The organism is Vibrio sp. L5-1 (assembly GCF_021728315.1).
Lineage (GTDB): Bacteria > Pseudomonadota > Gammaproteobacteria > Enterobacterales > Vibrionaceae > Vibrio > Vibrio splendidus_K.
Window position 1 is genome coordinate 932,995 of the sequence record NZ_JAKKCQ010000002.1, and the last position, 14,676, is coordinate 947,670.

Consider the following 14,676-nt stretch of genomic DNA (forward strand, 5'->3'; position numbering starts at 1 on the left):
CAGTTAAAACTTATTAGTCTTCAGAAGAAGCGCTTCTTTCCAGCGGTAGACACATAGTAAAGCATGCGCCATCCCCTTCTTCTGATATCAATTCCAGTCGGCCTTCATGTGCTCGACAGACCATTTGTACAACGGCTAAACCTAGACCTGTACCTTGCGAACGAGTGGTAAAGAAGGGTTCCATAATTTTACCTTGAAGCTCTTTCGGTACGCCGGGGCCACTGTCTTGCACTGATATCTTAAGCTCGCCGTTTACGGGCCTAAAAAAAACATCAATCTGCGATTCTTTACCCGCAATTTGCACTGCGTTCAAAACTAGGTTGCTCAGAGCAGAAGCTATAGCATTAGCATTGCCAAACATCTGAGTCTCTTCGCCTTCCACTTCTTGGCAATAATCAATCTGGTTCGATTTTAATGCCGCTTCCACCATTGGGTGAAATTCAGTGATCAGTTCAGCAACGGTAAATGGCTTCACAACCTTGTTGTCGCCACCTTTGGCAAACAACAGCATGTCGTTCACTTGCTTCTCTAAGTCATGCAATCTATCCATAAGCTTAGATTGAAAACGTGTCTTTGTTGCCGGCGGTAAGTTTGGCGCGGCAAGGTTTGATGCATAAAGCATGGCGCTAGAAAGTGGCGTACGAACCTGGTGTGCCAACGAGGCTACCATTCTGCCTAACGACGACAAGCGCTGAAGATCACTCACGCGAGACTGTAGAAGACGAGTTTCTGTCAGGTCGGTAATCAAGATAAGTTGACCCGTGGTAGAAGCTGAAATAGCCAAACGAACCTTACGCCCATTCTTCAGTGAGATCTCATGTCCATCATCGTCTTTTGGATCAAAGGCACTTTGAATAACCGAAAACCACTTCTCGCCCACCAGTTCCACACCTAAAATTCGGTGCGCTTCTGGGTTCGCTTCCCTTACTTCACCATGAGTATCTAACAAGATGACACCTGCTGGCATCACATCAAGCACTTGCTTATAGCGCTCAACCTGCTGTTCAACTGAATCTAGGTGTGACTGATTTTCTGATTCGTTAGATCCGTGCATGTCAAAAATTTGCCTCAAATACTAAAACAGCCTGACACGTAAAACACGCGTCAGGCTATTTGCTATATTTATCACATAGTTAAGCAAGCAACAACTCGACTATGCCCTCTCTATTCTCTCAACCAAAACGATGCTTTAACTCAACACCCGTCTTAATTTGATATCGCTGAACACGAATCTGAGCTCTATCGCTGTAGATTATACTTACGCATTTTTTCAACCAGAGTGGTTCTGCGCATTCCAAGCATGTCTGCAGCACGGGCAACAATGCCACCCTGCGCTTCCAAGGCTTGGTTAATCATGTTCACTTCCATATCCGCCAACAGCTCTTTCAAATTAACACCTTCTGGTGGTAACTCTTGAGGCGCATTCGCGTTATCGGCAAGATCATCTTGCTGGTCAAAGCTAAAATCTTCTGAGAACAAATCAGAAAGTGCATCACGTTCTTGCTCTTCTTCCGACACAAAGCGATTAAATTCAGGCTGGAACTCAGGGATATCACTGTATCTATATTTAGTGGGTAGATGATTCACATCAACCAAGCTATTCGGATACAGGATAACCATTCGCTCAACGAGGTTCGCTAGCTCACGAACGTTACCTGGCCAGTAGTGCTCCATCAAAGAATTGATAGCACGAGCCGTGAAGCAGATCGGCATACTGCCTTCCGCTTCCATTCGAGTCATTAGTTCTTGAAGCAACAGTGGAATATCTTCTTTACGATCTTGAAGCGCCGGCATTTCAATCGGGAATACATTCAAGCGGTAATAAAGGTCTTCACGGAACGAGTCATCGTCGATCATGTCTTCAAGATTGCGGTGTGTTGCTGCAATCACACGAACGTCAGCTTTAATGGTGCTGTTACCACCTACGCGTTCGAAACAGCGCTCTTGCAGTACACGCAACAACTTAACTTGCATTGCCATTGGCATATCGCCAATTTCATCAAGAAACAGTGTGCCACCTTCAGCCAATTCAAAGCGACCTTTTCGTGCGGTAATCGCACCAGTAAATGCGCCCTTCTCATGACCAAACAACTCACTTTCGAGTAAGTCTGGTGGAATAGCACCACAATTCACAGGCACGAAAGGCCCAGAACGGCGCTTAGAGTGATAGTGAATATTACGCGCTACGACTTCTTTGCCGGTACCAGATTCACCAAGAATCAGCACGTTCGCTTCCGTAGAAGAGACTTGTTCAATTAAGTGACGTACTTCTTGAATGCCAGCACTTTGCCCTACTAAGCTGCGAAACAGTGTGTTCTTGCGTGCCGAAGACACCACTTGAACACCCTTGCGGCCTAAGAAATCTTTACAGTGCCTTAATGCATCACTTAATTGCGGGTAGTTAAGAGGAAGTTCAAGCTCGCCAACATAGTTAGTTAGCTCGTCAACCGGGTGATTGTTTTTACCAATCACCAGTAAAGGGATGTGATTGGCGTGAACAAGCTTTTCATTCAGTAATGCGTTGAAGCCTTTACCTTTAATGGTACCAATAATGCAGCCGGCCCACTGTAGTGACCAATCAACTTTACGTGCTTGTTCAGAGCTGATTACTTCGCAGCTCTCTCCTACAAACTCTAATATTGTGCTTAAATTGTGACGATCTTGAGCGCTATCGTCGACGACAAGCAGTTTTGCCAAACCTTGCATAAGTAGGAATTATTGCCTTTATTTTGGTGCGATGCAGAAAAACGGTGAGCGACGTAATCGATAAAACAGAGAAAAGTATCAATGATTATGGTCTACGTGGACAAATTTAGGAAATCAGCAACGAAAAAAGCCATTAGGCTATCTAATGGCTTCTATTTTATTTGATTAAAAAAATAAGGCAACCAACCAATTAAGGGATATGAGATTGGTTAAAACTGCAGTTTTTCTTTAAATACCTACGTCAGCAGACGTCAAGTTGTGATATTCGTTCGGAATTTGGTCCCAAGCGCTCTTAATTTCGCGGATAATATCGATAACATCATCAATAGGCTGTGGGTCATTTTTGTGATTTGCCGCAGAAATTTGCGTGATCATGAACTCATAAAGTTGATCTAGGTTTTTCGCAATATCGCCACCATCGTCCATAGACAGGCAACTACGTAGGCTAATAATGATATCCAGAGCCTTACCAAGTCGCTCGCCTTTCACTGGGATGTTGCCCGCTTGCATTGCCGCTTTACCTTGAATCAAGCGCTCGATAGCACCTGCCATTAGCATTTGTACAATCTTATGCGGTGAGGCAGCTGTTAGCTGACTATCCACTGATACCTTTTTATATGCCTGTAAAGAACCGCGCATAGTAAACCTCTTTTATAAAAACTTTTTGTATTGTTGAACTGATTTAGCGCCGTGACGATATTTGTGTAGGGTCTTACCGACTCGACTCGTCTCAGACTGCATCAATTCGACTAATTTTCTGGTTCTGGTAATGGCTTCAAACCACTCAGAACTTTGCTTAACGTCGGGGTGTGAGTCGATTATTTGAAGCACGTTTTGCAATAACTGTTCTCTGTTATCGACAAGCCGCGTTATTTCTTCAGCATTAATTTCACTAAATTCAAGCTTAGAGATAATTAATTGATCGAGTTCACAAAGCTCTTGCAGCTGACTGTTCATCTATTAGCCCAACGCATTCATCATACTGCCCAGCTGGGATTGCATCTTGCTAGTCGCATCTTGCATGGCAGTAAACTTAGAATGTGTGCGGTTTTCTAGGCTGTCCATGCGGCGATCGAGTGCGCTTTGATCATCAACCAAGCGGTAGTTTTGCTCGACTAAGCTCTTTTCTCTAGTACGAATCGAACCGGTGATACCTGTGATACCTTGAATCGCATCTTCCACTTTTTTGGCGAAACCATTGTTGCCGCCAAAGAACTCACCCAACTTATCGAAGTTATTATTAAGTTGACGATCAAGCATGTCGTAGTTAATTTCTAGCGAGCCTTGCCTTGTGGTCGTGATACCAAATTCAGTCAATGACTTGAGATTATCAGGCGCGCCTTCAATACTTGATGAGAACACCCCTTTCAATCGCGAGTCGGCATTACGTACAGTACTGTCGCCAGAAAGCGGCCCTTTTTGGCCAGTCGTTGGATCAACGCCCGCCAAGTTCTTAGACACTTGATAAAACTGATTGTAAGAGTTAACGAAAGATTCAATGTCTTGGCGCACACTATTACGGTCGTACTCAACACCGATTTCGGCCGGTGGCTTATCTTTGGGCGTTTTTCCTTTCACCGTAATATCGATACCTTCTACGGCATCTTCAATCACATTGTTATTACTAGAAAGCTGTGCAACGCCGTCTAGAACGACCATTGAATCTTGCCCCGCCTGAACTTCAGCCATACCGCTATAGGTATCAAAAGACTGTTGTGCCTGTTCGAGGTCAGCTTGCACTTTATCGACTTTCTCTAAAAGCTCACGCTCTTCGGGTTCTAATTTCGCACGCTCAATTTTTTTGGCTTGTTCCGCGGTCAATTCGCCTTTTTGAACTTTCTCAGCCAAATCGGCTTTTTCTTGTGAAATTTTATCTTCGATTCGCGCTTGTTCAGCTTCAAGCTTTTGCTGAGCTTCTTTCGGCGTCACATAAGAATCGGTCAGAGTACCCGAGGCAGCATTTGACCACCCCGGCACGTCAGGCGCCTTCTCTATCGCTTTTTCATCAAGCTCAAGTTCTGGTGTGTAGTAAGAATCTAAAAGAGTTCCTGAGGCTGTCTCAGTCCAACCTGGGATATTGTCTTCGGGCATCACAGACTTTGACGCCTGAGCTGCGTCTAGGGCAGCTTGACCATCGGCTGCAGCTTGCTCGCCGTAGCTAAGACTTTGAGAGTCTCCGTCAACATCTGAGGCAGAATCGGTTTGGGTTGCTGGGATAACATTTCCGTCTTCATCGAGTTTTTCACTCGCATTTGGTTCATCGTTAGCGATCGCTTCATCGATGAGTTCAACGGCTTTTCCTGCAGGGGTTAGAGCAAGAACATCTTGTGCAGCAAGGCGCGCTTTCTCAAGCGCCTTCACACGCTCTTCTAGAGTTTTGTATTCGAGTTTTTTTAGAGGATTAGCAGCATCAGACTCTACATTAATGCTGATCTGCTGATCTGAACCAGACTGGTTCGAGGCGACAATAAGTCGTGGGCCTTCGACATCATTGATAATAGATGCACGAACGCCTGGATTGCTATCTGCGCCGTTTATACTGCGAACGACATCGATAAGTTTCGATCTGTCGCCAACTTGCACATCAAAGCTGTCATCACCAAGCGAAACCTGCAGCTTACCTGGGCCAAATTTCATGTCCTCTGACAGTACATCAGAAGCCACTTTATGACTCTGGGCAAGCTGCAACACATCGATGGCATATTTGCCAGCGATCGCTTCGGTAGTCGCGGTTGCAGAAACCAGACCTTCATCGGTACTTTCAACTGTTCGCACAGCAAAAGCTTTTTCCTGACGAAAGTTTGTCATCAGGTTTTTCATCGAATCAAGGGATTCTCTGAGTCTTCCATAGGCACTAATGCTGGTATCGATTCGCGTTCGTTCATTATCAATTCGTTGCTGTTTAGGTACACGCTCCGAATCAACAATTTTGCTGACCATGGAATTGATATCCATGCCAGACGAAATCCCCATTGGGCCAAAACTCATTAAACCACCTCAATAATACGACTTAAACCTTCACCTCAAATATTCTACTATTTGAATTTTGGGCTGCTAGGCGTCTTAGAATTTCAAGCATTTCTTCGTCAGGGATCTGGCGAATAATATCACCGGTAGTGGTCTCATAAATGGTAACCACATCTCTCCCCGACTCTTCATCGACTTTAAAGGCAACACCCTTGTTGAGAGAGGAGATAAACTCGTTTACCTTCTCTACCATCTTGACTCGCTCTTCATCGTTTAACTCTTGTCGATGTTGAGCTAATTGAATCGCCGCTTCGGTAGCTTGCTCTTTCGATTTTTCTACCTTGCCATAAGATGTTGCTTCTTTCAGTCGTGAAGTGCTCAACGCACTACTACCTTCATCGCTTGCAAATTTAATGCCATTAGGTGAGCCATAAGGCTGGATGTTCGATGCGTTGGATGGTATTTCCATAACAGTCTCCCTCCCTCCTTTGTGAGCCATACAGTAAAACTCTACCCAGAGTAGAGTTTACCGCCACTTACCGAGGTAAGTTTAGCCCAATAAGCTTAGAGCTGCTGATGGTGATTGTTTTGCTTGAGCTAGGATAGAAGTACTCGCCTGTTGTAGGATTTGAGACTTCGTCATCGCTGTCGTTTCTTTCGCGTAATCAGTATCTTTGATACGGCTCTTAGATGCATTAACGTTTTCGTTGATGTTATCTAAGTTGCTGATTGCGTGGTCAAAACGGTTTTGGAAAGCACCAAGAGAAGCACGGTTACTATCAACAGATTTTAGTGCGCCATCAATGATAGATACCGCTTCGTTCGCGCCAGCAACCGATGTTACGTCAATGTCGTTAACAGTAACGTCTTTAGCTGCACCAATACCAAGTTCACCAGCAAGGCTGCCGCCGAACTCAACATCACCTTCAACTTTTTGGCTTGAAGCGAAAAGTTGCAGTTTGCCGCCTTCACCAACTGACGCTTTAACGTCTTGGCTCTGACCGTTGATGTAAGTTGCTAGCTCTTCCATATCGTTGCCTTCCTTCGCAGAAATAGACAACTCTTGTGCTTCACCAAACTTATCGTTGTATTTGATAGTCAGATCAGAACCTGCAGCTACACGCCAAGAAGCATCTTTGCCTTCTGTAACGCCGTAGCTCTTGCCACCCATGTCTTGAGTGTCAGTACGCATGTTATTCATAGTCAGCATTACTGCTTCACCAGAATCAGCACCGATTTGGAAAGATTGGCTGCCGTAAGTACCGTTAAGAAGCTTGTTACCACCAAAAGAGGTCGTTTCAGCAATACGGTTAAGTTCAGTGTTTAGAGCAGAGACTTCTTCTTGGATCGCAACACGTTCAGATTTGCTGTTTGAACCATTTGAAGATTGAAGAGAAAGGTCACGCATACGTTGCAGAATGTTGGTTGACTCATTCATTGCACCTTCAGCTGTCTGTGCAATAGAGATACCATCATTCGCGTTTTTCACAGCCATATCTAGGCCACGGCTTTGCGACGTTAAGCGGTTAGAGATTTGTAGGCCTGCAGCATCATCTTTTGCGCTATTGATTTTATAGCCAGAAGACAAACGCTCCATTGATTTTTGAGTACCTTCAGCCGCGCTATTTAGGTAGCGCTGAGCCGTCATTGCAGACACATTAGTGCTTACATTAATCGCCATAGTTGATCTCCTTTAGGCATTTTTTAATGTACTTATGTGACTCTCACCTCACACAAATACATGTCAATTTTGTTTATGCACCAGTGTCTCTCTCACCTTACATTGGTACATATCATTTCTCTCAATCCCTTTAACGGCCCCTTAATTAGAAGCTTTAATAAAAATTGCGAGTTTTTTCGTATTATTTTCAACAACAAGGAAAAGTGTGATCGGGCTTCAATTAATAGGGCGACATTCGCTAAAGTTTCGTATCTTCGCTCATTTATAAGTGTCGCCTTGCGCATAAAAACCAAAGCAGATCCCTGATATCTCGTTCTACTCGATTCTGGGATAACGAAAGACTGCTTCGATGTAGTAAGCGAGGAAATCATCATTTCCCAATTCCCGTCATTCCCTACAGTGAGGAACGAACGTGATAGGGAATCTCGCTTTTGCTCCTGCTTACCAACATTGCACTTTCCAAATACACCTTCGCCAAATTGCAGGCAATAAAAAACCCAGCCGAAGCTGGGTCTGTTTAGCGCTCATCTCTCACCACGAGCTAATTTGTGGAGGCCTAACGTTAACGCTTATGATCAACAACGCTTATAGTCAACAGCGCTTATAACCAACGTGGCAACGTGGCTTTTTAATCGATTAACCTAGTAGGCTAAGTGCCGAGTTCGGAGCTTGCTTCGCTTGAGCAAGGATCGAGCTTGAAGCTTGAGAAAGGATCTGAGACTTAGTCATCTGAGTCGTTTCTTTCGCGAAGTCGGTATCTTTAATACGGCTCTTAGATGCGTTAACGTTCTCGTTAATGTTGTCTAAATTGCTGATAGCGTGGTCGAAACGGTTTTGGAAAGCACCCAGTTCAGCACGGTGGCTATCTACATACTTAAGTGCCGCATCGATAACTGCAACAGATTCTTGTGCGCCGCCAACTGATGTTACGTCGATAGTATCAACCGTTACATCTTTACCAGGTTGCATGCCTAGTTCACCAGCAAGGCTGCCAGAGAATGCCACTTCGCCTTCAACTTTATTGTTGCCAGTAAACATTTGCAGCTTACCGTCTTCAGTTACAGACGCTTTAACAGAATCTTGTTGACCGTTGATGTACGTTGCTAGCTCTTCGATGTCGTCGCCCGCTTTCGCAGACACATCGATTTCTTGTGCTTGGCCGAAGTTATCAGTGAACGACATTTTTAGGTCGTTTGCCCCAGCTTGAACGTTCCAGTCTTTGTCTTTCGCGTTCTCAGTTTGGTAGCTTTTACCACCCATCTGAGCGTTATCAGAGCGCATGTCTTTCAGTTGAAGCATTACCGCTTCACCGTTATCCGCACCGATTTGGAATGATTTAGTACCGTGAGTACCGTTAAGCAGCTTATTGCCACCGAAAGACGTTGTTTCCGCGATACGGTTTAATTCGTCATTCAGTGCTGTTACTTCTTCTTGAATCGCTACACGCTCAGATTTTGAGTTTGAGCCGTTTGAAGATTGTAGAGACAAATCACGCATACGTTGCAGGATGTTCGTTGTCTCGTTCATTGCACCTTCAGCAGTTTGTGCAATTGAGATACCGTCATTCGCGTTACGAACAGCAACATCAAGGCCGCGGCTCTGAACGTTCAAACGGTTAGAGATTTGTAGGCCCGCAGCGTCATCTTTCGCGCTGTTGATTTTAGAGCCTGAAGCTAGACGCTCCATTGATGTTTGTTGTGCGCTGTTTGCGTTGTTTAGGTAACGTTGCGCTGTCATCGCTGAAACGTTTGTATTTACATTCACTGCCATGGTGATTTCTCCAATTGATTTTCCGGTATAGCGGTTTCCGACGTCTCGGAAAACCAAGTAGTTCTCTCAAAGTTACATTTAATAACGGCTCAAAATCCCGAAGCTTTAGAAAAACTTTAAAAAAACCACAAATAAAATAATAAATCATTACTTATCAGTAAGTTAAATTTCACACCTTTCTAAAAAGGCGATAGAGCTTAATCGGGTACAAATCTTAATTTGTTCAAAAAACACGCTAATCGCCGTTCAAGTTACTCAACGCTCAGAAATGATCAATCACCAAAGATCATTGATGGGCATAAATATTGTGCAATTCATCTAGCCAAGGAGAGCATTTGTAACGAAGAAAATGGGTTGAATTGAAACTTAAGGATCAGAAATCTAAAGTTAGAAACCAGTGGGAAACGCAAAAGACAAGAAAACAAAAAAGCAGAAAGATAGAAAACAGAGAGATAAAGAGCAGAAAGGAAAAAGCCCCTTTTCCTTTGAGAGAACCGGGGCTAGTTGGCAGGTCAGAGCCTGTGTGGAGATCATCGAGAAATGAACACATTTCTGACACGCCGTTGCATTCTTACCGTAAAAATGAATAGCAGGTGAGAGATGAGAGAGCTAAACACTCATAGTAAGTATGCTTGCCAGTTTCCCTTGCTGCATGGCTCACGTCTGAACACGAGCAGCAAGTTCAACCAATAACTATTGCAATAGTGTCATTGCAGAGTTAGGCAACTGTTTTGCTTGAGCAAGTATCGAAGTACCTGCTTGTTGCAGAATTTGTGATTTGGTCATTTGCGTCGTCTCTTTCGCAAAGTCCGTATCTTTGATTCGGCTGTTAGAAGCGTCGACGTTCTCTTGAACGTTTGCCAAGTTATTAATACTGTGGCTTAGACGGTTCTGTTTAGCACCCAAATCAGCACGCTGTGAATCTACGTACTTCATTGCAGAATCAATTACGCTGATTGCGTTTTGTGAACCTGCAACGCTAGTCAGGCTGATATCTTGAACCGATGTTGCACGGCCTTCACTCTTAATACCTAGCTCAGATGCTAGGCCACCAGAGATCGACATGGCACCGTCAAGGTCAGGTTCAGCAACAAATAGTTGAATGCGACCATCATCGGTAACCGATGCGTTAACAAGATCAGATTGACCATTAATGTAAGTAGCAAGCTCTTCGATATCATCACCCGCTTTGGTATTGATATCTAAAACGATGTCTTCACCTGCTTTGGTTCTGAATTCAAACTTAAGGTCGCTCGCCGTTGGCGGCACTTCCCAGCTTTTATCTTTACCATTTTCAGAATCAAACGTAGTACCGCCCATACGGAAATCATCAGCACGAACACTAGTGAGTCCCATAATCATTGCTTCACCAGAGCTAGAACCAATCTGGAAAGATGCTTCACCAAATGAACCATTCAACAGACGACGGCCACCAAACGAGGTCGTTTCCGCGATACGGTTTAGCTCATCTTGAAGTGCCGAAGACTCTTCATTAAGCGCTGTACGTTCCGCTGCCGAGTTCGTACCGTTTGATGATTGAATCGCCAGATCACGCATACGTTGTAGTACGTTAGTTGATTCATTCATCGCGCCTTCAGCGGTTTGTGCAATTGAAATACCATCATTGGCATTACGCATTGCCACGTCTAAACCACGTGATTGCGCCGTTAAACGGTTAGAGATTTGCAGACCAGCTGCATCGTCTTTCGCGCTGTTGATTTTATGCCCTGACGACAAACGCTCCATAGAGGTCGCTAGATCATTAGACGCTTTATTCAGGTAACGCTGTGCTGTCATAGCAGAAACGTTAGTGCTTACATTAATAGCCATTTTGCTCTCCTTATGAGTTCGCAAACTTTCTGCGAAGCGGCCAGCTTTACTCTCATATGGATAAGCACTGACCGTGTATTACTCGCTAAACCCTATGCAGGGTTTAAGATCTGTATAAATCATTTCATGACCAACACAGATACAAGTTATATGCCAAGTTTAATACTGTTTCGATTAATTTTTAATATACATAAAATCAATCACTTAAGTTAAAACTCAACTCGATTTGATTTAACTAGCTTGGGGAACAAAAAGTACCTTCGTTGACCCATTGCCGCTTTTTGCCGCTATTTTCAAACAGATGACATCCTGTATAAAAAACCGGCAAAGGTTAAAGTGATTCGCTCATACGGCATAGCACATACGGCAAAGAATCTAACTTCAATGGTGAGTGTTAGTTCACCACTAAATACCGATTGATCATTAAATATAGTTAAACAAGGTCAGGTCTTTGGTTTTACCAAACGCTTGTTGAGAAGCTTGCAATGCTCGTGAGTTTTCATTGAACTCAATGATGGCTTTCGAGTAATCCAAGTCTTCAAAGTTGCTTTTTGCTTTGGCTAAAGACAACTTAAAATCTTCATGCTGTTGCTCTTGAATATCTAGCGTACTTAAACGCGCACCAACATCGGTTCTCGCCTTGGTCAAATGGATAAACGCAGCGTGGAACTCTTCGGTTACTTGGTGCAGTTTCGCTGTTGCTGATGCATCCGATACCGGGTTTTCAGCCTGCTCAGCCGCCTCTTTGAACGTATCAAAGATAGAGAAAGTCTCTCGTGGTTCTAAGGTGATCGAATCACCTTTAGTGATTTGGCCTTTGATTTGGATATTCAGACCTTCATAGACAATGCCAGTCGAAGGATCAAAGTCTTCCGCGGCCACCACTGCGCCATCTTTTTCAAGTTGATAAGCATAATTTCCTGTCTGCATATCAACGAACGTCACTTTATACGTTGACCCATCTTCAGCTGAGTTCGTCGCACGTTCCAAAAGTAATTCAGAAGCAGGTTCAAGCTTGTATTGAGGTTCGTAATCACCAAACGGGTTATCTATTTCCATAAATAACTTGCTGCCCGGATCATTCATCGCCATCTCGAAGCTACTCGCTACACGCATCTTTCGCTGATAGTCATCGCCTTGATAGCTGACATTACCTTGGTTATCTCTAAAGAAGGGTTGATTCTTCGGCTTAGTACCCGCAAACGTGTAATTGCCCGACTCATCTTGAGAGTTAGCTAGATGCAGAAAGTTATTCGATAGCTCTTGGATCTCGCGTTTCTTCGCTAAGCGGTCCTCTGGAGAAAGCGCACCGTTAATCATTTCCATCACGGTTCGTTTTGCTTCATCAGCAAAACCCTCGGTGTTGGAGACCAATACCTCGTGATGCTCCAATCGATTACGAACCAAGACGATTGCGTCACTATATTGTTTTAGCTGCTCTGATTGCTGACCAATATTCTGTAAATAATGGGTCGCAAGAGGATCATCACTCGGCGACTGCAACTTCTTACCTGAAGCAAGTTGTGCTTGGTTGTGATGTATCTTGTTCTCTTGACGGCGCAAGTCGTTCTGAACAGATTGGTAATTGTGGAAGCTAGAAATACGATTCAACATTTATACTTCCTACCTCAGAGCCAAAATAGTATTGAACGTATCATTGGCTGCTTGCATGATGCGTGAAGAAGCCATATACGCTTGCTGAAATTTCATCATATTTGCCGCTTCTTCATCGAGGTTAACCCCCGACACTGAAGCAATACGTTCCTGAGCGGATTCCTTTTCTAAGGTGGCAATGTCGCTTAACCGATTTGCCGTCGACGCTTTCAGGCCCGTGTTGGTATTCAAGTTGTGGTAAAGGTCTAAAATCGTAGACTCACCATCATTCAAGATCTTACCGGTTTGGAGATCTTGCAGCTTACGCAAGTTACCGTTGTCACCCTCTGATGGGACAAGGTTTGCCGTAAATTTATCGTTTGCCACAGCGCCAGCGGTCAACTCGAAAGTCGTGCCATTAATCGTAACCGGCCCTTCAGGCGGGTACGGCTGCGGCTGCATTAAAATATTGCCTTTCGGATCAGTCACGGCAAACTGCTCACCTTTTGGTGAAACAATCACTTCAAACTCACGTAATTGACCGGCCGCTAGGATCTTGAACCCCGCAGAGCCTTTCGCGAACGTGGTCGATGCCTCATAACTTTGCGCGGCAATATCTCTAGGGTCTTTGGTTTCCATCTGAATCTGAGCTGCAAAGTTACGCGTTGGACGCAGTAACAACTTCTCACCTAATTCAGGAGGGTTTCGAACTTCAACTCGCATGCCATCTAGATAAAAAGCATTGCCTGCTGCATTAGTGCTGACTTTTACCGTTTCACCGTCAGGCTTGGTCACGACATAATCACTGCCATCATACTTAAGACCATACTCGCCGCCTTTTAAGGCAGAGGTGTCATCAATATAAACGGCAACATCAGCCTTTGATTGGCTGCCAGCCGTGACGCGTGATTTCGCCACCCGCTCAGAGTTCACATCGGTGAAAATATCTTGGCCAACGTTGCCATTGAGATCCAAACCTTGTGATTGAAGTGAGTTTACTTTCTCTGAGAAAGCCGTCGCCAAACGCCCAAGCTCATCCATGATGTCAGGAATGTGTTCGTCTCGCATATCGAGCATGGCACCGATTTTCCCATCGATATCATTACTGGTAATCGGCTTCAGAGACTTACCTTCAACAATCGCCAGTCGACGCTGATGCGTATCAGGTAAACCGTCAACTAGCTTCAGTTGACTTGCTTCGCTACCAGAAACCAAGGTATGACCATTACCAATATGGACGTTAAATCCTTCCGCATTAGATCGCGGCGTTACCGTCACTTTGGTGTAGCCAGATAGCTCATTGATCAGCTTTTCGTGCTGATCTCGTAAATCATTGTGAGGACCTGGTGTTCGCATCATCAGACGCTGAACGTCACGAATCTCAACCGCAATTTGGTTTACTCGTTCAATGCCGACTTCTAATTTTTTATTCGTAGAATCAGACTGTTGACGTACCGTTTCATGAAATTCATTCAAGGTTTTAGTTACAAGCCCTGCTTTCTCTAACACGACCTTACGCGCACCCACATCATTTGGGGTATCGGCGAGAGTCTTAACGGAATCAAACCATTCGTTGAGGTTTTCTGGAATCTTCTTTGAAGCGACCGACGATAACATGCTCGACAGCATATCGAGGTTGGCTTCGGTATCGCCTTTGTTGGCGGCATTAGTTGTCGATAAGTTAAGTTCTTTGACGGCAAACTGATCCCAAGAGCGGCGAACATTTTCCACATGCACACCCATACCGTAGGATTGCCCACCGTACTGGCGCGGGTCATTCACACCTTGAATCACAGACTGGCGGCTATAGCCCTCTGTGTTGGCGTTAGAAATGTTATGACCTGTGGTGTTGAGCTGTCTCTGAGCCGTAAGAACACTTTGTGCCCCTACATTCAGAAGATCCGACGCCATAATGCCCCCAAAAAACTTAACAAAACCAGAATGAACTGATTAACTACAACCGCATATTACTAAGATAAATAGCAATATATGTGCCAATACAAATAGTGGAGAGTTAAAATACAATAATTTATTGAAGTGTAAGGAGATAACTATGGATGACGCGCAAGAACTGAAGGGGCAGAGAAGAAAAGAGCCTGCCAGTAGCAAGCTCTCTATGTTGATTTATG

General features: G+C 44.4%; 11 protein-coding genes. All 11 read right to left on the reverse strand.

Annotated elements, in window-relative coordinates; translation table 11 throughout:
• Positions 1-13: 13 nt before the first annotated feature.
• The gene (locus tag L3V35_RS10980; RefSeq protein ID WP_017076823.1) at positions 14-1,054 is read right to left on the reverse strand and encodes an ATP-binding protein; all 1,041 of its coding nucleotides are present in this window, start codon (positions 1,052-1,054) and stop codon (positions 14-16) included.
• 185 nt (positions 1,055-1,239) lie between these two features.
• A complete protein-coding gene (locus L3V35_RS10985) occupies positions 1,240-2,706 on the reverse strand; it encodes a sigma-54 dependent transcriptional regulator (protein ID WP_004736195.1) in 1,467 nt (488 codons plus the stop codon).
• Between the two features lie 228 nt (positions 2,707-2,934).
• Complete coding sequence (gene fliS / locus L3V35_RS10990) at positions 2,935-3,345, reverse strand: flagellar export chaperone FliS (RefSeq protein ID WP_004736194.1); 411 nt, start codon at positions 3,343-3,345, stop codon at positions 2,935-2,937.
• A gap of 12 nt (positions 3,346-3,357) precedes the next feature.
• Positions 3,358-3,663 (reverse strand): flagellar protein FliT, encoded by a 306-nt coding sequence (locus L3V35_RS10995; RefSeq protein ID WP_004736193.1) that lies wholly within the window; start codon positions 3,661-3,663, stop codon positions 3,358-3,360.
• A gap of 3 nt (positions 3,664-3,666) precedes the next feature.
• Positions 3,667-5,694, reverse strand: coding sequence for a flagellar filament capping protein FliD (gene fliD, locus L3V35_RS11000; protein WP_237299666.1), 2,028 nt, complete (start codon positions 5,692-5,694; stop codon positions 3,667-3,669).
• A gap of 22 nt (positions 5,695-5,716) precedes the next feature.
• Positions 5,717-6,142, reverse strand: a complete 426-nt coding sequence (flaG, locus tag L3V35_RS11005) for a flagellar protein FlaG (RefSeq protein WP_237299669.1) — start codon at positions 6,140-6,142, stop codon at positions 5,717-5,719.
• An 81-nt stretch (positions 6,143-6,223) separates the two neighbouring features.
• A complete protein-coding gene (locus tag L3V35_RS11010) occupies positions 6,224-7,354 on the reverse strand; it encodes a flagellin (protein ID WP_004736190.1) in 1,131 nt (376 codons plus the stop codon).
• A 636-nt stretch (positions 7,355-7,990) separates the two neighbouring features.
• Positions 7,991-9,124 (reverse strand): flagellin, encoded by a 1,134-nt coding sequence (locus L3V35_RS11015; RefSeq protein ID WP_004736189.1) that lies wholly within the window; start codon positions 9,122-9,124, stop codon positions 7,991-7,993.
• 693 nt (positions 9,125-9,817) lie between these two features.
• Positions 9,818-10,954: a flagellin gene (locus tag L3V35_RS11020; RefSeq protein WP_004736187.1), complete on the reverse strand. Its 1,137-nt coding sequence runs from the start codon at positions 10,952-10,954 to the stop codon at positions 9,818-9,820.
• A 423-nt stretch (positions 10,955-11,377) separates the two neighbouring features.
• Positions 11,378-12,568 carry a flagellar hook-associated protein FlgL gene (gene flgL / locus L3V35_RS11025; RefSeq protein ID WP_237299670.1) on the reverse strand — a complete coding sequence of 397 codons (1,191 nt, stop codon included), beginning with the start codon at positions 12,566-12,568 and terminating at the stop codon, positions 11,378-11,380.
• 9 nt (positions 12,569-12,577) lie between these two features.
• Positions 12,578-14,458 (reverse strand): flagellar hook-associated protein FlgK, encoded by a 1,881-nt coding sequence (gene flgK, locus L3V35_RS11030; RefSeq protein ID WP_017093267.1) that lies wholly within the window; start codon positions 14,456-14,458, stop codon positions 12,578-12,580.
• Between the last annotated feature and the right edge of the window lie 218 nt (positions 14,459-14,676).